The sequence below is a fragment of the Thermofilum sp. genome, assembly GCA_038741495.1.
Taxonomy (GTDB): domain Archaea; phylum Thermoproteota; class Thermoprotei; order Thermofilales; family Thermofilaceae; genus Thermofilum.
Window position 1 is genome coordinate 43,310 of the sequence record JAVYKX010000002.1, and the last position, 23,252, is coordinate 66,561.

The window sequence follows — 23,252 nt, forward strand, 5'->3', positions numbered from 1 at the left end:
CCTACGGGGGATGAACGCGATCTTGAGTGCTGATTTCCTTTTCGAACTGCCAGTCTGGAATCCTCACATAGAAACCTCTGTTCCCGGACGAGCATTCAGAGAAGAAACCCCGAGCACAGAGGATCAGGGGGATGCGAGGAAAACAATATCGTCCTGGATAAAAAGGGCTCGACCCGGCACAATCTAGAGCAGCGCCTCATCAAGGTACTTGTGGCAGCTGCAGCTTCTCTGCTCGGGTATTTGAGGAATCAGCTCCAGGAGCAACCTCTTGACCTTCTCGGTGTTCTCCGCCATGACTCTGGCTACCTCATGAGCGGTTACGGGTTTCTCCGCCCAAACGTCGTAGTCTGTAACCATCGCTATGTTCACGAAACACATCCGTGCTTCGCGTGCCAAGTTGACTTCGGGAACTAGAGTCATACCGATTATGTCAGCGCCAAACTGCCTCCAAAGCCTCGATTCCGCGCGTGTAGAGAACCTAGGGCCTTCAATGCACACGTAGGTTCCCTTCTCGTGTATCGGTATGCCGAGCTTCTGCGCCGAGTTGACGCAGAGTCTCCTTAGTTCAGGGCAGAAGGGATCTGCCATGGAAACATGGGCCACAACAGGGCCCTCGTAGAACGTGTACTCCCGCTTCTTGGTCATATCGATGAACTGGTCTGTGCAGACGAAATCTCCCGGCCTATAATCCTCTCGAAGGCTTCCCACAGCTGAGACAGATATTAGCCTCTCAACTCCCAGCTCCTTCATGGCCCATATGTTAGCGCGGTAATTAACCCTGTGAGGCGGAATCTCGTGCCGCTTACCATGCCTAGGCAAGAACGCTACCTTAACTCCGCGAACCTCGCCAACTACGACGTGGGCTGAGGGGGCCCCGAAGGGTGTGTACACCTTCTCCTCTCTGGAGTTCTCTATGAAATCAGGGGAGTAGAGGCCGCTCCCCCCTATGATGCCGATCAGAACTCTCTCCTGTTTTTTCATCACGTGAGAAATTTTCCTACACTTAAAGCTCTTACTCCGCCATGCATAAAAAGCAATATCAAGAACGTTAACCAGGCCTCCGGCTTCATGAAATGCTACGCCATTACGTTGCAATCACCAGTTTATCGGCCCAGCTCGACTCTATACCATACTCCGACTTCAGACGCTCGGCGAAAGCTTTCCTGTAACCTACGAAGGGGATGACGACGGATGCGCCGCTCCTCAAAACATAGTCTAATATCCTCGCGTAGCCGACATGACTCGAGAGTGGTATACCCCTTCGAACAGCCCAGCCCGTGCAGATAATCGACTTGCTGAAGCCTCGCGCCTGCGAGCTCAAACCCGCGATAGCTATGCCGCCATTACCCCCGAGCGAGGAAGATGAAATGTAGCTTCCGATGAACTCTCCCGATTCCTCATAAAATCTGTTGTACCGTGCTATCCTCTCCTCAACTACCGGGGGTGTTCGCAGCGAAAAGCTGATGAGAGCAGTGATTTCCTGCGCGACTCCCAACCGCCTACCCTTGATGAGCACCCTGCCCCCCGACTCTACCTCCTCTCTCACCGCTCTAACCAGCCGGCCGTAGAGCTCGGCACGCTCAGGGAAGCTGAAGGAAGGGTTGCCGTAGGTGGCATCAATTACTAGAATATCACTCTTCACAATTTCGGCTGGACGAAGAATAACTCGCCTCTCAGAGTTAAAATCGCCCGTGTAGGTTATCGCCTTACTCTGCAGCTCGAACGAAAACTGCAAGCTGCCGATTATGTGCCCTGCCTCGTATGCCCGAATGTTCAAACCAGCGACTTCAACTTCACCGCCGGGTTCTACCTCTACTACGTTGGCAAGCTTGCCGTGAGGATCGACAAGGCGGCGTGTAGCTCTACTCATAACTATCGGAATCTTCCTGAGAAACTTGATCACGGAAGGGGAGTAATGATCTCTGTGAGCGTGGCTAAGCAGCACAACATTCGGTAGCTTCGGCGGTCTGCTCCTGGGGTCGGCAAGGATGTACCTTCCTCCCCCTTCGATGTGAACGCCTCCCTGAACTTTGATAGTTATCATGCAGAAACCTTGTATGTCGTACCCTCCTTTTTAAGGAGACCGGCCATCTCCAGCCTGCTTAGCGCTATCTCGTAGTACGCGCTCCCCACATCGATGCCATACCACTCTCGGAAAGCCTTGATGAGCTCCTCCCTAGTCCAGCTGGTTTTCCCCTCTTTGACCATTTCGCGAATTATCTTCTCAAAGAAGTTCGTCGTGTCCTCTGCTCGCGTCCACGGGTACTGGTACCACACCCACTCCCTAACCTCCTCGACGAAGTAGTCCGGCTTTATCTTAGCCACCGGGGAGATCCACTGCATGGCAGCTACGCGCACCTCGAGGGGGCGCCAGTTCCTTAGCACGAACTCCCTAGCCACGATTACAGAATCTCCTGTATCGACAATATCGTCGACGATAAGCACGCGCTTACCCGAAAGATCTAAGGTGTACGGGTACTTCACATGAGCCTCAGCCGTTATCTCCGCCGCCCTTCCCCAGTGAAGGATCTGAAGGCTGACAAGATCGTGGACATCAAGGAAGTCGCAGAGGAGCCTCGCCGGCACGTATCCGCCTCTGGCTACTGCCACTACGACATCAGGCTTGAAGCCAGAAGCTTGGATAGCATCAGCGAGCTTCCTTACCCAGGTAACGACTTCCTCCCAGCTGACGAGCTTGGTGTTAACTTTGGGCACAGGAAACGCAGTCCAAAGTGGATATTTAACTCTGATGCTTCTCTGACCTGCGATCATCCATGAGTGCAGAAGCCGCCGACCGGGAAAGAAAAATCGAGGCGATCCTGCTAGGTAGCAGGGTGGTGGTTCTAGACGTAGAGAAAGCTAACGAGCTTTACTTTAAGCGAGGTTTCTTCGGCAGATTCTATACTATTCCGAAGCCGAAGTTGCCAGACGTGAAGAAGGAGCTGGAGCTCTCCTACTTCGACGCTCTATACCTCATGGAGAAAGGTGTACTGGAAGTGCGTAATGCGGAGGGGAGGCCTATAACTAGGGAAGAGCTAGCCGCGACCGCCTCCTCCCACTACGAAAACTTCTTCGACGCATATGCCGTGTACAAGGATCTCCGCGAGCGCGGTTATGTAGTGAAGTCCGGGCTGAAGTTTGGGACTACCTTTGCGGTGTACAAGTTTGGCCCGGGAATCGACCACGCTCCTTTTCTAGTCCACGTTCTAGATTACGCTAGCCGCTTGGACCCCCTCGAGATAGTGAGAGCGGGTAGGCTTTCCCACTCTGTTAAGAAAAAGTTGCTGCTGGCTTACCGCGACCCTCGTGAAGACAAAATCAGGTACTTCGTTTTCAAATGGCTTTTCTGAGCAGAAAAGAGAAGGTTTGAAATAGTAAGCCAAAAAAGCGGGTGATGCTTTAAGCATGCGAGAAGGTTGAATGGTCAGCGTGCAGGAGCTCAGCGAGGTCATGAAGAGGTACATGCAGGATATTAGCCTCTCCATCGATCGTGGAAACTACGATGAGGCAATCGACCTAGCTATGAAGACTCTGGAGGTTCTTCTCTCCGTTGCGCAGAACGATGTCGTAGCAAACCTCGCAGATGCTAACGTGAGAAAAATCGCTGCAGACTTCCTAGTGAACTACGAGAAAACACTCTCCTATGCTAGGGGTGTTAAGGAGGGGTTGAGGTACATGTCTCCGATCTACCAACCGGGAGAGAAGCTTCAGCTGCTGCAGGTGCTATCCTCAGCAGTATCGGAGCTTTTCAGCTTTATTATGGGCGCGCTGCTGGTGGTCGCTTCACTGACAGGGCCTGCGGAGAAGCGCGAGGAAGTGAGGATGGTAGTATGATGGTCCCGCGCGCCGGTGTTCATACCCCCCTCATACCTCTCGACCCTACGAGGGTCCGCCGAGGTCGACTCGCGAGGCACCGCAGCTACTCACTGCGTTTCCAGCGGAGCTACATCGATAACATCTATGATGGCTCCCGCCTTCAGCTTGTACTTCTCCCGAAGCTCTTTGGGTATTGTAAACTGCCTTGAATCAGTGTACCTCGTTCTCAGCAGGCGCACGCGGAGAACGTGCTCGTTCCCCTCGACTCGTATCTTCACGACTGCGAACTTGAGGTCCTGGAGCCCGAGTTTTCTAACAAGCCTAGCCGGTATCAGTACTTGATTATTCGAGTACAGGCGTATAGAGTAAGGTAGAGAATCTATGTTTAGCCCGCGAGCCCCCCGGCGACCACCTCCCCCCATGCCTTTAGGGGATATATACTGCAAATAAAAAAGAATTTCCCCCAGGGTTGCAGCAGCCACGGTGAATGACACGGGTTGGTAGAAAGCATGAAAGAGAGCATCAGGGTGTATGTGACGAGGTTGATTAAGCAGTACGGGCTGAAACCCTCGCGTAAGCTCGGCCAGCACTTCCTCGTGGATGAGAGAGCCGTTGAAAGGTTCGTGAACGCAGTAGATCAATGCGGAGTAGTTTACGAAATAGGCTGCGGCCTCGGTAGTCTTACGATACCTCTAGCTCATCGAGCAAGCTATCTTTTTTGCAGCGAGCTAGACGAAACACTCGCAGGCATTCTTAAAAACGAAGTGGAGAGCAGGGGGATCGCCAACGTCGACATCATTAAAGCTGATGCTATGCGCTTCGAGATTAGCAAGCGCGCACACATCGTGGTTTCGAACACTCCCTTTAACATCTCTTCACGGCTAGTGGTCAAGCTCTGCAGAGATGAAGGGCTGCTCTACGCAGTGCTGGGGGTGCAGAACGAAGTGGGGCTTCGGCTCCTCGCCAAGCCTGGGGAAAGCAGCTATGGGAGATTAAGCGTGATAGCTCAGCTGTGCTTCGACATCGTGAAACTTTTCAAGATCCCACCACGCGCGTTCATACCGAGGCCTGAGGTGGCGACACTCGTTTTGCGCCTAACGCCGAAGCACAGCTTGACCGAAAAGGAGATCGCGGATGTAGAGCTGCTTACGCGGCGGCTCTTCTCGTTAAGAAAGAGGAAAGTACCGGGGGCTTTGAAAGAAGCTTTCAACCTTAGCGACGAGGAGATACGGAAACTGCTATCCCGGTGCGGGGTAAGCCAGGACCTGCGTGTTTACGAGCTGACGCCGAGCCAGCTCCTGAGAATCACTCGCGAGGGCTTCCTCGAGCTCCACTCTCTTTAGATGCTTTCAGAGCCTTAAGCTCCTCGGGGATGAGCGTGCGCCCGAGCTCGGTGCGAGGAATGTAGGCTCCACCTGCAAAAGTGTATCCGCACTTCTTGCAGGACCAGATCCCCACACTAACCCTGCGAACAGTGCCTAGAGACTCGCATCTAGGGCATCGGTGCTTGGCTTTCATTTTCCTCTCGATGTAGGCTACCTTCTTCCTAAGCGTGGCGCCGTAGCGGGCTCCAAAACGGCCAGCTGGCCCCACTATCCTTGTGTGCTTTCCCATTTTACTCCCTCCGCCTACTATGCCCCGGCTTTAAAAGGATTGTTTTCCTACTCTCTATAGAGAGCGAAGGACGCTGAAAATCCGTTCAGCAGCCTGAAAAGCTGTTTCCTGTGCGTCCAATAGCTCCTTCACCGTGAATGAGCCCGCACCGCCTTTCTGGATTGCGCAGATATTCCCATCCTCGGTGATGGCGAAGGTTATTCTCGCATCCGATACAAACTCTTCCTCCAGCGTTGGGTCAACGACGAGGTGATTCCCAATTTTCACGATGGATACGTAAGCCACTCTTCTGACGATGGGCATTCTTTCGTACTCCTCGAGGAGTGAGACCCTGTTATCCTCCACCTTCACTTTCGGCAGTTTAGCTGTCAGCAACGCAGCCATCGCCGCGATACCGGAAGCGTCTATCAGGTTCCCGTCGTAGTCGAGAGGGTATATGTCGACGTAAATACCCCATACTTTCACTCCCGGAATTATAGCGAGCTTCCCAAAATCGATAGCTGGCGCGCTCCGCAAACCTCGATCTATAACCCTGGCCAGTTCGATATCCTCCTCGCCAGGAGGGCCCGCCTCGAAAAACGGTGAGGCCAGCGGTGACAGCTCGGCGTTAACAATGAGCACCCCCTGGTCGGGCGTGTCCATGAACGGGTTTACTAAGGAGGTTTTAACGCCGGCAATTACTTTCGTTTTACCCAACTCTACGAGCGCTGACCCCTCGGCCTTGGAGACGTAATTTGTTCGAACTGTAAATTGCCGCACGTCCTGGAGCCCTCTCCCATCTAGCCGCTCTCCACGCTTTAAGGACGCGAGAATTAGATCCCTCCGAAGCAGCGGGATTACTGTTCGGACAATCCTCTGCTCAGCCACTCTACTCACCTTCTTCGATTTTCGCGTAAGTTTCTTTTAGCGCTTTTATCTGAAGCCTGTGTATCTCATCTATGTGCTTCGAGGCGAGCTCTAACGCACGCTTTACCTCTTCCTTAGTGAAAACTCCATCAGCCTGAATTAAAGTGATTTCACCATACCTCGGCATCATGGCGATAGGCATGTCTCCATCCCCGTACTGGTCTTCTACACCGTTAATATCCACTACGAGCAAATTGCCTATCTTACCGATGGCGACCGCTGCTACGAGGTCTCTCATAGCGATTCCCGCATCGGCAAGCGCTGTAGCAGCGGCAATTATGCTAGCAGTCCTCGTACCTCCGTCGGCCTCAAGAACGTTGATGTAGACGTCGATTGCGGTGCGAGGGTACTCCTCCAGGAATACTGCTGGTACTAACGCCTCCCTAACGACCTTTGATATTTCAATCTCTCTGCGAGTTGGCTGCGGGCTTTTCCTCTCAGCCACGGAGAAGGGAAGCATCGCGTACCTACAACGCAGGAGAGCTCTATCAGGAATTACTTCGTGGCGCGGTACCACTTCCCTGGGTCCGTAAACAGCAGCAATTACTTTGTTATTACCCAGCTCAACGTACGCCGAACCGTCAGCGCTCTTCAACTTACCGACCTCTATCCTCAGGGGGCGCATCTCATCTGGCAACCTACCATCTACGCGCCTACCCTGCTCGTCTATTAGTTTCACCTGTGCAGCTCGCTTAATCATGTGAGCCTCGCCTTGATATACTCTCTTACTTTCGAGGTAAGCCCCTCCGTGTGAGCTTCTGCCTCTATCTTTTTTATCACTATTGCTGCCAGCTCTTCTCTCTTCTCGTTTCTCCCCACGACGAGCACCCTCCCATTCTGACCTACGATTATGTTCACTTCGAGAAGTTCCTCGAGAAGTTTAACCATCGATCCCTTCTTACCGATAACTCGAGGAACCTTGTTAGGAGATATCTCGACGACAATACCTCGCTCGATTTTACCTAGCCTCGACTCCTTTATCGTCAATACGGGTTCTTTTGATTTGTCAAAAGAAACAACTCTAGCGAGAATCAAGTCACCTTCATCGAGTATCTTGGAAAGATCCGAGCGAGGTATCGTAACGGGCTTGGAGGTGACTTCCGAGACCGGTAATACCGCAAGATAAGGTGAGTTAATGTCAACAGTCCAGCTGGTGAAACCAACCTCGACGATCTTACCGATGACAAGGTCTCCCTCCGAGGGTATGTATTTGCCCTTCAGCGGAACCACCTTCAAGGTTTTACCGCCATCATCGCTGAGAACTACTCCTAGAACCTTCGACCTAATCTGCGAATTCACTTTATAGACCGCTCCCTCGACTCTCGCCTTAGCTCTATCCTGAACTAGATCCCCTGGCACTACTATGCGCTTCTCGCCACTCATCAGTGTCGAAGCCATGAACCGGCTGGGATTATTTAAGCAGACTGCTTCTCTCACCCACGAGTAAGACCCTTAAAGGTGGCGATGCAAGAACAAGCGGCACAGTCAACGAAGCGGGCAAAGCTTTTTATCACCACGTGGAGAAGCTGCCAGTATGTCAATTCAGCTGGAACGAGCCTTACCGAAGTGCACGTCGTGCGGTAAACTAATCTCCCCTTACGAGCACGCAGTGAGCTTTCGCTGCCCTCAGTGCGGTGAGGTGCAGATATGGAGATGCGAAAAATGCAGGAAGCTAAGCAACCCTTATGTATGTCCTAAGTGCGGCTTCAGAGGTCCTTAAACCGCGAGGTGGGAGCATGAGCCAGGTAGCTGCACTCGTGAGAGTACTTCCGGAAGATGCGGAGATAAAGGCCGAGGAACTATACAAGTCCATCGTAGAGCTGCTTCCTAGCAAGTTTAAGGTCATCGAGCATAGAGCTGAGCCGATCGCATTCGGCATAGAAGCGCTGCTCCTCTTAGTCTTAATGCCAGAGAATATAGAGGGAGGAACAGAGGAGCTAGAGCAAGCTCTGATGAGCGTCAAAGGCGTGGGTCAGGTTGACGTCCTTCGGGTAACAAGAGCCGGGTGAAAGCTCAGTCAGCGGACGCTGGGAGCTATACCTGCTCGATGATTTGGGCTGCAACTCTCTATCTAGAAGACGATAACGGCCATTTAGCAGGCCCGTTCTCTCACCTTGATCGCAGATAACCTTAGGAGCGCGCGGAAATATCTCTCTTTGTGGCGGGCCCGCCGGGACTTGAACCCGGGACCTGTGGCTTTCCTCCACGGTCCGGAGGCTTGCGGCCTCTCCAAAGGTCACCGCGCTTCCATTCTGCGCCACGGGCCCTTGGGGCTCCTTCCACCTCCTTCTCCACACCCCTCGGGAGTCAACGCTCAAGTCATCGCCCGGGTACGTTGCTTCACAAACAGGTATTAGAGGCTTATCTTAGCCTCTAGTGCAGCGCAAAAGCTAAGAAACGATAATTGCAGGACGGGCCGGCAGAGCAAGAGCAGCCTTCGGATACTTATCGGCGACTTCGTCTTCGTGCACAATCTCTATCGAGCAGCCCAAGGTCTCCTCAAGGAATTTTTCAGCATCCTTCAGGGCCTCTCCCTCCAACTCTGGCGAAACCAGAAAGTCGAGCAAGCCAGGGTTCTTTGCAATGATCTCGATAAGTCTTGACGCCTTGCTGCGTAGCTCCGGTGGCAGAGCTCTTAGAGCCTCTCTCGCCGCTGAGGGAAGGTTACCGGAAGCAGCAGCCGCGTTCGCAACACTTTTGAGGTAGTCGTACTTCCAACGCGAAGGTAGTACTAAAGTGACGGTAACGCTCTCTCTACTCTTCTTTGAAACTCTCAGAACTTCCTCAAGATCGGCCGCCACCTTCTTTACTATCTCCTCCGCTCTCTCCAGCTCCTCGTTGACAAGATCTCTCCTGACTTCAGGCCATTTCTCGAGAGAGGCGAAGTTGGGTTTCCCGAGCCTCTCCCAGATCTCCTCAGCGATGTGAGGCGTTATTGGGGCCAGAATCAGGGTCTGGATTTCTATAAACTTCTTAAGCAGCTCCCTGTTTGCTACTCCACCTCTCCTCCTAATGTACCACTTGTACGCGTTCTGAAGATTGAAGAAGCCCTCAACGATGACGTTTTTTGTGTTAAGAAACTCGTACTCTTTTTCAACTTTTTCAAGGGTTCTGAAGAGCACACTGGTAAACCACCTATCTATGAACCTCTCAGTATCATCCCCACTTCCATAGTTGGAAGTGGCGAATTTGTACCAGTCGTACAGAAGCTCCACGGCCTTTGACGCCACTTCCGGTTCAAAGTTACCGTCATCAAGGCCGCTGTTTCCAGCGTATGCCTCCGCGAAACGTGTCGCATCAGCACCCCACCACGAGAGCGCTTCCCTCAGCAGGATGAAATTACCCTTGGATTTCGCCATCTTTTCTCCCGCGACGTTTATCCAACCATTAATGCAGATTCCACGAGGCCAGAGCTCTTCTGGAAAGATGGCTACGTGGTGCAGTATAAAGAATACAAGATGGTTGGGCATCAGATCTTTACCGGAAACTCTCATATCTACCGGGTACCAGTAGAGAAACTCCTCGCGCATTCTCTGCAGAAGAGCTGGGTCGACTCCTACCTTCGCGGAGACTTCGCGGGGGTCTCCTGAGCCTAGGAAGATGTAGTCGAAGAAGCTCTCGTTAAGCTTATCCCAGTCTATCCCCCACTTCTCCGGATGCTGGAGGTACTTAGAGATCGTGTAGTACGCCATGTATATTGTTGAGTCGCTAAGCGACTCGAGAGTCCATTTCGGGTCCCACGGTAAGGGTGAGCCGAGCTCTCCCTCGTGCGCGCAAGCCCAATCCTTGTACCAGTCAATGATTTTATGGAATTCTTTCTTCAGCTCCTCAGGGATTATAGACATTCTCTCCACGCATGAATGTGCACGCTGCTTCCACGCAGGATCACTGTACCGGAGAAACCATTGATCGTGAACCACTTTCACATGGGTCCTTGTTCCGCATCTGCAGTACACCGGCCTAGGGAGGGTGAAGTGCGTTAAAGCGTATCCTAGCTTCACGAGGAAGTCCACGATTTCTTCCTTTACTTCGAACACCTTCCTCCCGCCCCACCTCTCGCCGTAGATATCCTTCTTCAAAGTGCCCGTGTAGTATTCTTTAGCGTAGAGCTCGCGAGTAGCTTCCTCTAGCTTATCCCTCTCTAGCTGAGATGCGATGCGCATCCTCCTTACTACAGTCTCTGCGGGCACTTCCCCGTAGCCTTCGAGCTCTATAAGGCTGATCGGCTTGAGTATTTCGAGGATTCCGGGATCCAAATCGTACCTCGCAAGGATGTTGGGGTCTTTTCTCAGATCTTCTATAGCTACGTAGTCGAAGGGGGCATGGGCCGGCACCGACATCACGACCCCTGTACCCGCTTCAGGGTCAACGAACTCGGCTGGAAGCACGGGAACACGCCACTTAGTGACGGGGTTAACTGCGAAATGCCCGACTAGCTCTCGCCCCTTAACAGCTCCTCTCACCTCAACTCTATGGCCCTGACTCCTTAACTCCTCGATAGCGTAGTTCCCTAAAATCCAGACTTCTCCGTCGACTTCAGCTACCGTGTAGGTGGCCTCCGGGTTGACCCACACGTTGACAGCGCCGTAGACGGTCTCTGGGCGGTAGGTGAGACAAGGGTACACGTAGCCGTCTTCACCACGGAACTTGATGATGATGACTTCCTCCGGTCCTATACCCGCGTACTCGTCAGGGCGATCATGGTCCCCCACCACCTTACCCTCTTTAGGGCACCAGACAACCGGGTGTGTTCCACGGGTTACGAGACCTAGCTTTCGCAGCCGCGAGTATTGCCACTGTATGAACTTAGTGTAGGGAGGATTAAGGTAAGTGGTGAAGAATTCTCTTCTCCAATCTATTGACAAGCCGTAGCGCTGGAAATCCTCCTTGAATCCTCCTCGAAAGAATTCCACCCAGTACTCGGGCTTCTCGAATTTTTTGATCTCGGATTCTGGAATACCCATCGACTTCAGAATCTCGATCTGCTTCCTATCTCCTTCCCGAACGCGCAGCGCAGCAGCAACTATAGGCCCGCCTGTCGCGTGCCAGCCTTGGGGGAAGAGAACGTTGTACCCACGCATCCTCTTGTACCTAGCGAGTATGTCAACCCTAAGTACAGTGTATGCTGTTCCCAGGTGAGGGTATGCGTTGATGTACGGGTAAGGGAAAGTTACGAAGTACTTAGGCCTGCTTGGATCAGGATCTGCTTCGAAAACCTTTTTCTCCTGCCAGATCCTCTGCCACTTTCTCTCTATCTCGACGAGGAAGTTTCTCTTCTCCTCATCTAAAGGCGGAAAGAGCCTTTGCCTGCTGGTAGCAATAAGCGTCACCTGCAGCACAGAACTAGAGCATAGAATAAAGCTTTCGCGCAGCTCCACTTTTCTTCGAGTATCACTCTCCTGATAGCTTTCTCACGTAGCTAGCGATACTATCCCTCTCCTCTACCATTCGCCGGTGAAAGTACTCTAAGTACCTTGAGTCTACCTTCCTTAAGATTACCGGTGTTATGTAGGGATTTTCTCGAAAAACTCTGAGAACACCCATGACCTTCACTGGGGCGCCCTCCGCTACCCGAGTTTGCTCAAGAATCCTACTCCTCTCCTCCCAGATTCGCACAGTAACATATGGCTCACCGCTCTTCACTAGAACGTCGGTGAACCTCCCTCTCACTCTTATCTCACCCACGAAGCCCACGACACAGAGCTTGCGCGCCTTAAGGATAACCCCCTTCCACTCTATCGCAAGGTAGTAGTTAGGCCCCTCAGCCAATATATTCTCTGGAGATACTTCCTCAGGCTTCACCTTAAGGAAAGCATCAACGACGTACTCGACCACAGAAACTTGCAACCTTCACCGCGATATTAAGGTCAGCTCAAACTCTTCCGGATGAAGGTAAGGTTAAGCCTTTTCAGCGCGATCGAACTAGAGGGACATCTCCTCGTTACCGGACCAACAGGCTCCGGTAAAACGAACACTGTCAAGGTAATTTTGGAAGAAATTTCGAGCAAGCTGCCTGTACTCGTACTCGACTACCATGGCGAGTACAATCTCGGGCGCGTGCTCACACCAGGCATTAACTTGCGTTTCAGTATGTTCTCAGATAACAGCGACCCAGAGTTCATCGTAGACGTGCTAGGCACTCTTTTCCAGCTCACGGAACCACAGTGGTACATAATTCTACGAAGCGTGAGAAAACTAGGTTCAGGCATAACTTTGAAGAAGCTTGTCGAAGCGGTAGAAGAAGAGCCCGCCAACGACTGGAGAACCTACGAGATTAAGCAGGCTGTTCTCCGCCGATTAGCAATTTTAAGCGAAGGTTTGCTAGGGGAAGTTTTAAATGGGGTAGAAAGTCCCGAATTCCTCTTCGAGGAGGTGGTCACCGTCAACTTGTCGGTTCTCCCTCCTCGCTATCGAAGCTTTCTCGCCCTCATAATCATGAAGCACCTTTACGATCACGCATGCAGGCGGGGAGAGAGCAAGAGAATCGTTCACGTGACGGTTCTTGAGGAAGCTTGGAACGTGCTTCTGCCTAGAGCGCGCTGGGAGCCTCCCAGCATCGGCGAACGCTTGTTTCTCGAGTTAAGAAAGTTCGGGGAGCTCGTGATCGCCGTCTCGCAGCGTGTCGACGACATCAGCGAGAGGTCTACGCGCAACTGCGCAGCGATTATAATGCATCAGCCGAGTGAGATAGAGCTAGAGCGGCTGGGCTGCCGCGTCGATCAAGGGAGGCTGGGGAAGCTTCAGAGAAGAGGGACGGCCCTCGTGGTGAAAACGGGCTGCAGTCTACGCGAAGTAAGAGTGCGCAAGGCTAAGAGCTGAAACCCTTCTCGGGGTAGCTTATGATCGTACATGAATAAGCATCGAGCGTAACTTTTAACTTGTTGCCAAGCCGCTTCTTCCTGATGTCCGCTACAGGTGGGCCTATGTCTACACAGTCCAGGCGCGAGAGGAGACTAAGAATTCGGAGGAAGAGCGAGGTACCGGAGGGGAAAGCCCTGATGAACCCTAAAACGATGGCAGAGCTAGGTATATCAAGTGAGATAGAAGTCGTGATCGCTGGGAAAAAACACCACTTCTTCCAAGCTTCTCCGCGAGACGATGTGCCACCTCACGAGGTTTGGTGCAACGACGATCAGCTTAAAATCCTCGGAGTAGCAGATAACACGATCGCTACTGTGCGCTCGAGAAGGGTGTGAAACGTGGGAATATCGGTCGCTGATTCGAAACTGATCCAGCTGCTAAGAAGAGAATTGCAACAAGCTCGTGATATACTCTCGGAGCTGGGCAGAGTCATCGACGACCTTAATGACGCTAGATACAAAGAGGAAAACCTGAAGCGCTTAGACCATATAAGAGAGCTCAAAAAAGCTGTCAGTGAATCACAAACAGAGTATTTGAGCTACTTATCCAAGGTTGGGCGCAGCCTGGTCCACAGAGAAGAGTGGGTGAGGATAGGGCTGAGAGTCATGGACGTTCTCGACAAGCTCAGCGGTATAACTTACCGCCTCAGTTTCCTAATCGAAAAATCCTGGCTTGTCCCGCCCCCCGTACAGTCACTCTTGTCATCTATGTGCAGCGAGGTAAATGGGATGGTTCAGGGACTTGAAAGCATCTTGATCAAGCTTCAAGGGTCTCCTAGCGAGGCTCTAGAAGAGCTAAAGACGATCTCGGCCCTTGAGAACAGAGTGGATGAGATATACAGGTCCGTAATGTTCGAGATCCTGAGCGCCAACATATCTGGAAACACAGCATTACTACTGCTCAGCGTTGCGGAGATGCTCGAGAACAGCTCTGACACGCTGTACGAGCTAACAAACAACATTTACATTATTCTTCTAGATATAGTTTAAATAGCCGGGTCTAGCCGAAGAAATCTAAGAGCGATGCTTGACCTTTACCCTTGCTGATCAAGTGCTCTCTCCTCACACCGAAGTACTCGAGAATCCTTAAAGCGGCCGGAACGACCTGGTGCTCCACGTAGTATTCTACGTCAACCTCATCGGGCGACCTTACCAGGATATGCGGCTTAGCACGATCAGAAACCTTGCTGCTGCCGTACTTAGTCACTACGTACCCTATCTTCATCCCCTTGTACACTCTGTAGCCCGCTCTAGCCAGCATTCTAGCTGCTTGGACATGAGGGGCATCCACCTCGTATTCGTCAAGCTCTTTGGTTAAAGTCTTCCATATGATAAGCTTCTCCAGCGGAACTTTCCCCAGGTAGAGGTCGCTTATCACGCTCCTAACGTACTCGACAGCCCTCCACGGATTCTCCTCCACCAGGATTATCTCAACCACTTTCTCCTGAATATCCTTTGAGAGCTCAGCCCAGTCGCCGCGAACGGCTTCAAGCCCGACTATTTCGATTTTACCATCGAGCGTGAAGCCACAGTACCTCTTTTTAGCTTCCGTGAAGAAAATTTTCGAGTAGATTCTGTCGACTTTTATCTCGAAACCCATCTCCGCATTTACATAGTCAATCAACTTGCTAACCCTCTTCGGCTCGTAAACAACAAATATGCTGTCCGTATCACCGTAGATCACGGTGAGCCCTAGCTCCTGCGCTTTCCGGATAGTCTCCTTTATGATAACGCGCCCCCATGCAGTCGTCGCTTCGGCAACCTCTCTCATATACCACCTTGCAGGCGGCCAGCCTGTGTAGCCGTAAACGGCGTTTGTGATCACCTTAACAGCTTTCTGCCTCTCTTCCAGAATCCTGAACTCCTCGCTTTCGGGGCTTAGCTCGCGCATTCTCCGGATTATCTCTCTCCTGACACGTATAAGCTCTTCAAGAATGCTGCGGAAAAAGCCTGGAGGGTTTTTCCTAAATTTATGCCCTACTTCGGGCGCTACGTTGACCTCCCCTTCTGGGACGCTTTCAACAGGAGAAATGTAAGTGTCAGGGGATATATTGTACTTGATCATAATGTTAGGGTACATCGATGAGAAGTCCAGGACTGCAATATTCCTGTGAATGCCGGGGCGTGGAGAGAGAACTATGGCCCCCTTGTAAGTCTCCTCTTTCCTCTCCTTCGAGTTCGGCGCCAGCTCCCCGCGCTTGAAAGCCTGCCTGATCAAGAACCACTCTACGCGGTTACCCACCGATGCTGCGAAAATCTGATCTAAAGGCAACCCCACGATCTCCGAGAGCTGAATAGCGAAGGGGAGCACAGCCTCCCCTATCAAAAACGCACTCCTTGCGTCGTCCGCTGAGTACTGCTTAAGAACTGCTCTAAGCTCTCCAGAATCCCAGTACTCGTAGATACGCGAAGCATCGAGTAGCACTCTCTCTGAACGTTTTACAAGACCCAGATAGTCAGCCACGTGATCCAGGGTCTTCAGCTTCACACCTGCGAGCTCGCTCGCGTAGTCGTAGAGGTCGATGTTCGCTCTCCCCACCATCGAGAAGTGACCATAAACGCTCTGTGCTGGCTCGCCACCGTTCCTGTTAAGCTTAAGCTTCAATCCATTCTCGTGAGCCCTCCTGATCAGGTAAGGTATGTCAAATCTGTTCGAATTATACCCTACGACCACGTCAGGGTCCTGCTCCCAGAAATCATCGAGGAACTCTTTCAGCAACGCCGTCTCGCCCTGCTCTGCTGAGAAAACTTCAACACCATCCCGCGTAGCGCGCGAAATCAAAATAACAGGGTCGCGCTCCGGAATCGGCTCACCGTACTTGTTATAGCACTCTATGTCGATAGCGTAGACTTTCAGGTTTGGCGGAGGCCCACCCACGTACCTCGGTGCTTCAAGCGCTAAGTACGCATCATCGACGTGAACGTTGCTCGGCTTTTTCAGCTCGTCTACCTTCACGACGTGCCAGGCAGAAGGTCTCACATCATTATCTACCATGTAGCGCATGTAGAAGCGGATATCTGCCTCTAAAACTTCCTTCACGCCCTTTAGCTTGGCAGCTGCCTCCCTGGCACTCGGAACTTCTCGCGGATTCATCAAAGTTACTCTCAAGACCTTAGAAGGTTTCCCGAAGAATCTCCTGTCCAGTTGTTCCACGCTGAGTAAACCATAAGCTGTCAAAGCTTGGCGCAGCGCTCTGGCAACCTCCTCAGGGTCTCCGACCGGCAGAACGTAGAAGTAAGGCCGAAACGAGCGATCCACCACTAAGACGCGGTTCCCTGACCTATCCAACCCCCAGAGCTGCACCTCAGGGACTCCGCCTACAATGTCGTAGCTTACATCCAGGAGCCAGAACTCGAGCTCCATGAGCAGGACTCCACGTGAAAAGTTAGCAGTGGAAGAAATTAAGCTTCTGGTGGAGCCGTATCTCAAGCTACGCCTTAAGCGGCCAGGTGTAGCTTTTCTCGTGAGAGGCTGTTCTAGTGATTACTAGCATGTCGATTCCGTCACCGCTCACAGCATCTCTCTTCATTGCTGCCTCGAGGGCTTTCAACGCTACCTGCTCAGCTTCCTGAACGCTCATATCTCTCCTGTAGCTCGCTTCGAGGATGCTGATCGCAAGCTGCGCCCCCGTTCCAGCGGCGACGTAGTTCTCCTCCAGAACAGCGCCGATAGGGTCTAGGGAATATAGATGAGAGCCCGCTTCATCTACACCGCCCACGAGCATCTCCGCGTAGTAGGGGAACAGCCTTCTCTCGTAGAGTATATACGAGAGAAGCTTAGCTGCTGACCATACCGTCGGGGGCTGTCCCGCATCGAGCTCATAGATCTTCATCTCCGCCTCGAGGATCCGCGCCAGAGTCTGCATGTCCGCTATGAGCCCCGCGCTAGCGATGCCTATCCGGTCGAGAATTCTATACACCTTCTTACCGGCTTTACTCATTAGGTAAAAACCGTAAGCCACTCTTTTCTCAGCAGCTAGTACGACACCCTCTTCGACTCTAACCCCAACAGTAGTACCCGGGAGAGCCTCCATGACGCTTGCACCAAGGCAAATGGCTCGTCGATTAAAAAGTCTTTTTATGCCATATAGAGCGGTGAGTGCATAGCGAGATGTTTAGAGACATGCGTCTAGCTCCAAGAGCAGCTGAGCTTTTCGAGGTAGCTGCTAGGTCGTGCAGAAGCGCTGCACAGGCAGGTTCGCGAGAGAGGGTGAAAGAGGTTAAACGCAGGCAAGCGAGGTGCGTAAGAATCGCGGCAAAGACAGTAAGAAGCACTCTGCGAGAAGTTTACACGAGCAGTCCCTACGTAGAGAAGCTTCACCCGTTCTACCGTGAGCTTTGCCGGCTTTCATTCGACTTGAATGAGTACAAAGTGTGCTTGGCTAGACTGCGTTCTGCGGAAAGAATCGTGAGCAGGATCGCCGCAGAGAGTCTCAGAGAACTTAAGGGAGTCGAAACCGCCAAGGACGCGATCAGGGTCAGGAGGAGCTTCTTCGGAAGACTCGGGTCGCTTCTGGAGTCGCTTGAAGACTGCTTAATCATGCTACGCCAGGCCCAGCTCTCGATGCTAAAGCTGCCTGAGATAAACCCAGACCTCGCTGCAGTGATCATAGCGGGAGCACCCAACGTCGGTAAGTCCTCACTGCTCCGCGCTTTGACGCGCGCCAAACCTGAAGTACAGCCTTACCCGTTCACAACGAGGAACATTATTCTAGGAGTAATGGAACATGGGGTTTACAGAGTGCAGTTAGTGGACACTCCGGGCTTGCTGGATTCTCCTTTGGAGGATAAAAGCCGTATCGAGCAGCAAGCAGTGCTGGCGCTACGCTATCTCGGCGACGCCGCGATTTTCGTTGCTGATCCAACTGAAACGTGTGGCTTCACGCTCGACTTCCAAAGGAGGGTTTACGAACAGGTTACGGGAATCTTTCCTGAGGGTTCTGTAATCGTAGCTGTAAACAAGCTTGACATCGCTCAAGAAGAACACCTTCACCGCTTCGAAATGGTGTTTCCCGGCGTAGAATACTTGCCCATCTCTGCTGAAAAAAGAATCAACCTGGATAAGCTTGCCGATCTATTGACAGAAATATTGAAAAAAAGCGGTAAAGAATCCAAAATGCTTACTTCCTGAGGTAAAATTATTAATATATCTTTAACAGTAAAAGCTGTGTTGTTCGGCTTTAAAAGTGTGCTTGCCAAGCTCTCCAGTAATTAGACTTCTACAAGCCTCGGTTGCTAAGTTAGCCGCGGAAAATCGCTGGCGCCGGGGCCGGGACTTGAACCCGGGCGCCCTCTCGGGCAGCGGATTAGCAATCCGCCGCCTTAACCACGCTCGGCCACCCCGGCCGCTCTACCGCTATGCGGGATGAACGCTTATGAACCTTGCGATTCGCGCGACTCGAATCATTGCAAATGAATCGGCCTGCGCCCTACCCGAGAGCGGGAGCGTTAAAGTCTTCCAGTTTCCTTCAAGTGGTCGATGAGGCTGTCCACGTCTTTGAAAACTTTAGTCGTGTAGTACTCGAAAAACGGGCTGGCTCCTTCGTGAGGGAAAATCGCAAACACATCCTTGTTGTGAGTGTAGCCGTACTTTATTTCGCTGAGAACTCCCGGTGATAAGACTCTGACCGGGTAGAACACGACAAGCATATCACTCTGGTTGATCAGCTGGTAATCCCTAGCGACTATCTGGTCCCTAATATCTTCGACTGCTGCTAGCAGATCATTTACACTTACTTTAGCTTGGAAACCGTCCTCAGATATCTCCACGTACTCTTTTCCCTCGCTTTTCGCCTGGATGGCTAAGTCTATTAGGACAGAGTCCTCTATCGTTATAGGATCGAAAATCACCAGCCCGGCCTCTTTCAACTTCTTTTTAATGTCCTCTTTCTCGGCAAAAAACTTTTCATCACCTTTCACGTGTGTTATAGGATAGCTTAAGTAGGCTTTCCACATCCTCCTACCTCCCTCTTTGGATGCTTTCTCCACGTTGAAGAGAATTCTCTCGAGCATGGCTGGGTCTTCGCGCCTCGGGAAAAGGTAGCATGGCTTCCGCCTGTAATCTGCAAGCATTTTTGTAATGAAGAACTCTTCGTCTCGCCACACTAGTATATCTTTTATCGTAAGCCTGTTTCTCCAAGCTCTATCACCACTCAGTCTTGCATAAATGCTATGCGCGTTGTCAACAACATTTACATAAATATCTGGATCAATTCTGTTAACATAGTAAAAATTGAACGCCTGTAGGAGGTGTTTCTTCCACCGGAAACTCACGTGCGTGCTTATCGCTACAACCTCGTGGCTGGTGCTCTCAAGCTCTCTCAAGATATCCTCGAAAGTGACTGCTCTAAGGTAGTCTAGCGCAAGCGGGTCCATGTCAAGAATTTTTCCTTCAGGTATCTGAACACCCAGCTCTTCGGATTTGCTGTACATCCTAGAACCAACATCGATCACGTGAACAGAGGGGCTTCGTCTCTGCACCTCCTGGAGCAGAGCCAGTCTACCGCTTCCGCTGATGCCGGTGACGAAAGCTACGAGTCTAGCCACGTTTCTCAGCAGAAACTGCTTTCACAAAAAAGTTTATTCATTACGAAGCATTGTGCGTTGTGAGCAGAGATGTCTGGGTCGAAAAAAGCTAAGAAGAGTGGGGGCAGCTCTGAGAGAAGACCTACAGCGATGCCTGCTGCCGGGCTCCTAACATTCTACGAAGAAGATATAGGTGGTATAAAGCTAAGGCCCGAGTATGTTGTGATCAGCGCTTTCCTTTTATCCCTCCTGGTAGTCATGGCACATTTAGGTTTCTTCACGCCTCGATGAGCCTAAATTCTTCTTTGCTTCGAGGCGGTTGCGAGCACCTTCTAGCACTCCCTCAACTATACCTTTTATAGCAGAGTAAACGTCCTCTGCCACTTCAGTTATAGTACCTGTGACGATTATGTCAGCACCAGCCTCCACGAGTTTTCTAGCAGTAGATGGTTTGCGCACTCCTCCCCCGACCACGATAGGTATGCTCACAGTATTCCTCACAGCTCTCACCACCCGCGGTGGCACGGGTTTCCCACCAGACCCTCCCTCGAGATAGACGAAGTCGAAGCCCATGTACTCCGCTGCGAGCGCATAGGCAGCTGCGATCTCAGGCTCTTCGAAAGGTAACGGCCGAGTGTAGCTAACAATGGATACGGCACCACCCCACCCCACAATGATGTAACCGAGCGGTAGAACCTCAAGCGAATATCTCTTCACAATAGGAGCTCCCTGCATCTGAGCTCCTGTGATAAAGTAGGGGTTGTGGGAGTTCAGAACCGAGATGAACCAGACAGCGTCCGCGTAGCGGCTAAGTGCGGAGGGAGAACCGGGGAACAGGATCACAGGAATGTCAACAGCCTTCTTTATGGCGAGAATAGTCTCGTCGGTCATTCCTTCTGAAACACCTATGCTTCCTCCAATCATTATCGCGGACGTCCCTGCCCTTGCAGCTTCTTTCGCTATAGTAGCCGCTCTCTCCGCACTGACACGATCAGGGTCTAGAAGCGTCATGTGTATGGCTCCCTTAGCCTTAATCTCGTTAAGGATGTACTCCTTAACCTTTCCCCTCATTGACCGCACCCTCTGCAAGCTTACCAGCCTCATAGTCGTCGAGGAATTTGCTAAAGTAGTCTACATGGGATAGATAAGGATTGTACTCGTACTCTCCCTGAAGCCCGCACCTAGAGCAAACAACCCGAACCTTTTTCTCCTTACCTCTGCTCACGGAAACTGAAACCGCGGTAGTCCCGCACGAAGGGCACTCGAATACCGTGGGAAGCCTACGCTTAGGAACTAGCTGTGCACGCGCACGCTTACGCCTCCTCCTCCCCATCTCTGCTTCCGAGCAAAGGGTATGGTGAACTATTTAGGTATAGCGGGGTTCCACGTAAAGCAAAAACAAAGGGAAACTGACCAGTGCCTGCTCACCAGCTTTCAAAAACCTTTTCCACTCAACAGGGCTAACGCTGCCTCGAGGATCGCGCATTAGTGTGACATTTAAGGGGAAAAAAGCAGCGCATCCGTTAAACGCGCTCAAAGCCTCCCGTATATCTTCACCAGCGCTAATTAAGCCACCCCTCACCTCAGCGATTAGCAAGCTGTGATACTGCAGCAAGTTGCCAGCCAGGTTAAAGAAGACCACATCCCTAACCGCGGCATGCAGCAGTTTCCGAGCATCAACTCTCAAACCCCACTTGCCAGGCGACTCTCCGGCGATAAGGCGCTGAAAGTGGGCGAGTGGGCCGCTTTAAGGCGGCCGTACCCCATGAGAAATGAGTACCGGCGCGGAGCCGATGAACGGGTGTTAGAAAAGTATGTCTAAGTCATGCACTACAATCAGCCTGTTCGCAGACCCTATTACTTGCCCCCGTAGCGCAACATCGGTCCCCGCCAGCTCTTCGTTTACATAGTTCGCAATCGAGGCTATAGCTTCGGGATCCGTGTCGCACAGCGAAGCTTCGTCCACACCGTAAAGCTTCTGCAGTACTTTCGCAGAATTCGAGATAGCCTGCATATTCGCCGTGCCATCGTCGACCCACGCAGTAACCTGGTAAAGAGGTGAGCCTTCCACGCATCTATGCTTAAGCTTTAGTGAAACGAGGGAGGCCTCGAGCTCGATTGCCTCCGTAGCAGCGAGCAAGTACCCTCTGCTGTAATCAGCGTCCTTCCGGGAGCTGGATAAGACCTTGACTACCGTTAATGGTGTGGTTCTTAGGCTGACACCGCTCTTGTACACCCCTAGTATCTCGACTTCACTGTTCAGCAATTTCCCGATATCGACGAGCTGTTGATCGGAAGGTACGAGGAGCTCGAAGACCTCCCCCTTCTCGCCGATGAGGAGAACTTTCCCCCCAGATCTCCTGAAAAGCAGGTAACAGGCTACGCTGCCTCGCGCAGAAACTCCCGCGAAAGGATCATCGCGGCACGCTATGTTAGGAGTTTCCCTCAAAGGCTCTACAACGCACCTGTTATTACACTTGAGAACCCTCAGCTCTCCGAGACGCTCTTCGAAGTAGTTCGAAACGATAATACCCTTCGATGATGCGGAGAATTCACTGCCAGGAGCGAGGAGCACTCCAACGGGTCTGCACTGCCTGTCCAAGCAGAGTATGACCTTACCCCGCGGGCTTTCAGCACTCTCTTTGAACACGAGTACGTCGACCTTTGCTCTAAACCTCGACAGCAGCTCGATAGCAGACTCTAAGCTCAGTTCTCCTCTTACTTCAATCTGTGACCCTTGCGTTAGGGCTAGCTCAAGCCTCCCTCTGCGCCTCACAACAGATGCCCTGCGGAGCAGAACTTTCGAGAAGATTCTAACCTTAGCGATCTCGTGGGCTACATCACCCCAAGCGGCGCCCCATATCGCACTCTCCTCATCCGTAAGGAGGAAGCGCGCGTAGGGTTTACCTTCCCTCGTAAGTGCTACAGCGGTTTTCGCGAGTATAACCCCTTCGAGGTCTACTCCTCGAAAGCCTGCTGCTAGGTCTCGTATGCGGAGCATGGCTAAAGACCGCGGAGCAAATTCGCGTGAAACCGGTACTCCTAGCTCTTTTGCCACTAAGAGCAGCGCGGCATCTCTGCCGATTATCCCTCCAAGCTCCTGTATCTTGGCCTCGACGAGCTTCTCAAGCTCCTCGCGCGTGAGCCCCGGCTTGGCCTCTAAAACCCTCCTTACAAGCTTCTCCTCATCCTCTAGGCTCAAAGCCGACCACCCATAGCTTTAAGCAGCTCCCTGGCTAGCTTCTCGGCAGTCCAGCACTCTTCCTCAATCGCGATACCGCTTCTCAGCGCCTTCTCGACGGCTAGCATGTGGTAGCACTTCTCCTTAACTCTTCTTATCACGACTGAGAAAAGAAAATCGGGGCACGAGCAGTAGCGCCCGGGCACCACGACGTGATGGTAAGTTCTGCCAGCGCTGAGCACGGCGAACAGCGGAGTATCCCTAGGTGTAGGATCGCAGAGTCTAATGCGCTTTACGCGTCCTGCAAGCAAAGCTTTCCTAGCTTTGAGCTCGTCAGCGTGCACCATTGA

27 protein-coding genes and 2 tRNA genes are annotated in these 23,252 nt (G+C 52.1%); 10 read left to right on the forward strand and 19 right to left on the reverse strand.

Going from position 1 to position 23,252, the window contains the following annotated elements:
• Window positions 1-183: 183 nt before the first annotated feature.
• The 3 genes from QXU72_04885 to QXU72_04895 all read right to left on the reverse strand — a co-directional run bounded on the left by QXU72_04885 (window position 184) and on the right by QXU72_04895 (window position 2,715).
• Window positions 184-981, reverse strand: coding sequence for an S-methyl-5'-thioadenosine phosphorylase (locus QXU72_04885; protein ID MEM0494592.1), 798 nt, complete (start codon window positions 979-981; stop codon window positions 184-186).
• Window positions 982-1,084: 103 nt separating this feature from the next.
• Entirely contained in the window at window positions 1,085-2,044 is a 960-nt protein-coding gene (locus tag QXU72_04890; protein ID MEM0494593.1) for an MBL fold metallo-hydrolase, read from the reverse strand.
• Entirely contained in the window at window positions 2,041-2,715 is a 675-nt protein-coding gene (locus QXU72_04895) for a phosphoribosyltransferase (protein ID MEM0494594.1), read from the reverse strand. Before QXU72_04895 ends, QXU72_04890 begins: the two co-directional genes overlap by 4 nt.
• A 59-nt stretch (window positions 2,716-2,774) precedes the next feature.
• Between QXU72_04895 and endA the strand changes: the two genes are divergently transcribed.
• Complete coding sequence (endA, locus tag QXU72_04900) at window positions 2,775-3,350, forward strand: tRNA-intron lyase (protein MEM0494595.1); 576 nt, start codon at window positions 2,775-2,777, stop codon at window positions 3,348-3,350.
• Window positions 3,351-3,420: 70 nt separating this feature from the next.
• Window positions 3,421-3,834: a hypothetical protein gene (locus QXU72_04905; protein MEM0494596.1), complete on the forward strand. Its 414-nt coding sequence runs from the start codon at window positions 3,421-3,423 to the stop codon at window positions 3,832-3,834.
• 89 nt (window positions 3,835-3,923) lie between these two features.
• Here the strand turns inward: QXU72_04905 and QXU72_04910 are convergent, their stop codons facing one another.
• Window positions 3,924-4,238 carry an AbrB/MazE/SpoVT family DNA-binding domain-containing protein gene (locus QXU72_04910; GenBank protein MEM0494597.1) on the reverse strand — a complete coding sequence of 105 codons (315 nt, stop codon included), beginning with the start codon at window positions 4,236-4,238 and terminating at the stop codon, window positions 3,924-3,926.
• 87 nt (window positions 4,239-4,325) lie between these two features.
• Here QXU72_04910 and rsmA point away from each other — a divergent pair, with 87 nt between their 5' ends.
• Entirely contained in the window at window positions 4,326-5,159 is an 834-nt protein-coding gene (rsmA, locus tag QXU72_04915; protein ID MEM0494598.1) for a 16S rRNA (adenine(1518)-N(6)/adenine(1519)-N(6))-dimethyltransferase RsmA, read from the forward strand.
• Here the strand turns inward: rsmA and QXU72_04920 are convergent.
• From QXU72_04920 to rrp4, 4 genes are read right to left on the reverse strand one after another with little or no spacing between them, the layout of a single operon-like run.
• Entirely contained in the window at window positions 5,122-5,430 is a 309-nt protein-coding gene (locus tag QXU72_04920) for a 50S ribosomal protein L37ae (protein MEM0494599.1), read from the reverse strand. The genes rsmA and QXU72_04920 overlap by 38 nt on opposite strands.
• Before the next feature lie 54 nt (window positions 5,431-5,484).
• Window positions 5,485-6,297 carry an exosome complex protein Rrp42 gene (gene rrp42 / locus QXU72_04925; GenBank protein MEM0494600.1) on the reverse strand — a complete coding sequence of 271 codons (813 nt, stop codon included), beginning with the start codon at window positions 6,295-6,297 and terminating at the stop codon, window positions 5,485-5,487.
• 1 nt (window position 6,298) lies between these two features.
• Window positions 6,299-7,036: an exosome complex exonuclease Rrp41 gene (rrp41, locus tag QXU72_04930; protein ID MEM0494601.1), complete on the reverse strand. Its 738-nt coding sequence runs from the start codon at window positions 7,034-7,036 to the stop codon at window positions 6,299-6,301.
• Window positions 7,033-7,719: an exosome complex RNA-binding protein Rrp4 gene (gene rrp4, locus QXU72_04935; protein ID MEM0494602.1), complete on the reverse strand. Its 687-nt coding sequence runs from the start codon at window positions 7,717-7,719 to the stop codon at window positions 7,033-7,035. Before rrp4 ends, rrp41 begins: the two co-directional genes overlap by 4 nt.
• 151 nt (window positions 7,720-7,870) lie before the next feature.
• Between rrp4 and QXU72_04940 the strand changes: the two genes are divergently transcribed.
• Both QXU72_04940 and QXU72_04945 read left to right on the forward strand, forming a co-directional pair.
• Entirely contained in the window at window positions 7,871-8,056 is a 186-nt protein-coding gene (locus QXU72_04940; GenBank protein ID MEM0494603.1) for a zinc finger domain-containing protein, read from the forward strand.
• A gap of 16 nt (window positions 8,057-8,072) precedes the next feature.
• The gene (locus QXU72_04945; protein MEM0494604.1) at window positions 8,073-8,345 is read left to right on the forward strand and encodes an elongation factor 1-beta; all 273 of its coding nucleotides are present in this window, start codon (window positions 8,073-8,075) and stop codon (window positions 8,343-8,345) included.
• A gap of 150 nt (window positions 8,346-8,495) precedes the next feature.
• On the opposite strand, the gene QXU72_04950 is transcribed toward QXU72_04945, so the two are convergent.
• From QXU72_04950 to QXU72_04960, 3 genes are all read right to left on the reverse strand, one after another.
• Window positions 8,496-8,603, reverse strand: a tRNA-Arg gene (locus tag QXU72_04950).
• Window positions 8,604-8,726: 123 nt separating this feature from the next.
• On the reverse strand, window positions 8,727-11,666 hold the full coding sequence (gene leuS, locus QXU72_04955; protein ID MEM0494605.1) for a leucine--tRNA ligase: 2,940 nt from the start codon (window positions 11,664-11,666) through the stop codon (window positions 8,727-8,729).
• Between the two features lie 61 nt (window positions 11,667-11,727).
• Window positions 11,728-12,171, reverse strand: coding sequence for a hypothetical protein (locus QXU72_04960; protein ID MEM0494606.1), 444 nt, complete (start codon window positions 12,169-12,171; stop codon window positions 11,728-11,730).
• A gap of 51 nt (window positions 12,172-12,222) precedes the next feature.
• Here QXU72_04960 and QXU72_04965 point away from each other — a divergent pair, with 51 nt between their 5' ends.
• The 3 genes from QXU72_04965 (at window position 12,223) to QXU72_04975 (ending at window position 14,186) form a co-directional block, all read left to right on the forward strand.
• A complete protein-coding gene (locus tag QXU72_04965; protein MEM0494607.1) occupies window positions 12,223-13,155 on the forward strand; it encodes a DUF87 domain-containing protein in 933 nt (310 codons plus the stop codon).
• 83 nt (window positions 13,156-13,238) lie between these two features.
• The gene (locus QXU72_04970) at window positions 13,239-13,532 is read left to right on the forward strand and encodes a hypothetical protein (GenBank protein ID MEM0494608.1); all 294 of its coding nucleotides are present in this window, start codon (window positions 13,239-13,241) and stop codon (window positions 13,530-13,532) included.
• Between the two features lie 3 nt (window positions 13,533-13,535).
• Entirely contained in the window at window positions 13,536-14,186 is a 651-nt protein-coding gene (locus QXU72_04975; GenBank protein ID MEM0494609.1) for a hypothetical protein, read from the forward strand.
• Between the two features lie 10 nt (window positions 14,187-14,196).
• On the opposite strand, the gene QXU72_04980 is transcribed toward QXU72_04975, so the two are convergent.
• Together QXU72_04980 and psmB are read right to left on the reverse strand one after the other, a co-directional pair.
• Window positions 14,197-16,560 (reverse strand): DNA polymerase II, encoded by a 2,364-nt coding sequence (locus QXU72_04980; protein MEM0494610.1) that lies wholly within the window; start codon window positions 16,558-16,560, stop codon window positions 14,197-14,199.
• A 67-nt stretch (window positions 16,561-16,627) separates the two neighbouring features.
• On the reverse strand, window positions 16,628-17,230 hold the full coding sequence (gene psmB / locus QXU72_04985; protein ID MEM0494611.1) for an archaeal proteasome endopeptidase complex subunit beta: 603 nt from the start codon (window positions 17,228-17,230) through the stop codon (window positions 16,628-16,630).
• Between the two features lie 89 nt (window positions 17,231-17,319).
• On the opposite strand from psmB, the gene QXU72_04990 reads away from it, so the two are divergent.
• On the forward strand, window positions 17,320-18,327 hold the full coding sequence (locus QXU72_04990) for a GTPase (GenBank protein ID MEM0494612.1): 1,008 nt from the start codon (window positions 17,320-17,322) through the stop codon (window positions 18,325-18,327).
• 127 nt (window positions 18,328-18,454) lie between these two features.
• Here the strand turns inward: QXU72_04990 and QXU72_04995 are convergent.
• Together QXU72_04995 and QXU72_05000 are read right to left on the reverse strand one after the other, a co-directional pair.
• Window positions 18,455-18,542, reverse strand: a tRNA-Ser gene (locus QXU72_04995).
• Between the two features lie 102 nt (window positions 18,543-18,644).
• Window positions 18,645-19,742 (reverse strand): AAA family ATPase, encoded by a 1,098-nt coding sequence (locus QXU72_05000; GenBank protein ID MEM0494613.1) that lies wholly within the window; start codon window positions 19,740-19,742, stop codon window positions 18,645-18,647.
• 69 nt (window positions 19,743-19,811) lie between these two features.
• On the opposite strand from QXU72_05000, the gene QXU72_05005 reads away from it, so the two are divergent.
• Window positions 19,812-20,012, forward strand: a complete 201-nt coding sequence (locus tag QXU72_05005; GenBank protein MEM0494614.1) for an SEC61-beta family protein — start codon at window positions 19,812-19,814, stop codon at window positions 20,010-20,012.
• On the opposite strand, the gene QXU72_05010 is transcribed toward QXU72_05005, so the two are convergent.
• From QXU72_05010 to QXU72_05025, 4 genes are all read right to left on the reverse strand, one after another.
• Window positions 19,989-20,792 carry a geranylgeranylglyceryl/heptaprenylglyceryl phosphate synthase gene (locus QXU72_05010; protein ID MEM0494615.1) on the reverse strand — a complete coding sequence of 268 codons (804 nt, stop codon included), beginning with the start codon at window positions 20,790-20,792 and terminating at the stop codon, window positions 19,989-19,991. The genes QXU72_05005 and QXU72_05010 overlap by 24 nt on opposite strands.
• Entirely contained in the window at window positions 20,776-21,054 is a 279-nt protein-coding gene (locus tag QXU72_05015; GenBank protein MEM0494616.1) for a hypothetical protein, read from the reverse strand. The genes QXU72_05010 and QXU72_05015 overlap by 17 nt, the downstream gene beginning before the upstream one ends.
• 471 nt (window positions 21,055-21,525) lie before the next feature.
• Window positions 21,526-22,923 (reverse strand): hypothetical protein, encoded by a 1,398-nt coding sequence (locus QXU72_05020; protein ID MEM0494617.1) that lies wholly within the window; start codon window positions 22,921-22,923, stop codon window positions 21,526-21,528.
• Window positions 22,920-23,246: an SWIM zinc finger family protein gene (locus QXU72_05025; protein MEM0494618.1), complete on the reverse strand. Its 327-nt coding sequence runs from the start codon at window positions 23,244-23,246 to the stop codon at window positions 22,920-22,922. The genes QXU72_05020 and QXU72_05025 overlap by 4 nt, the downstream gene beginning before the upstream one ends.
• Window positions 23,247-23,252: the final 6 nt, after the last annotated feature.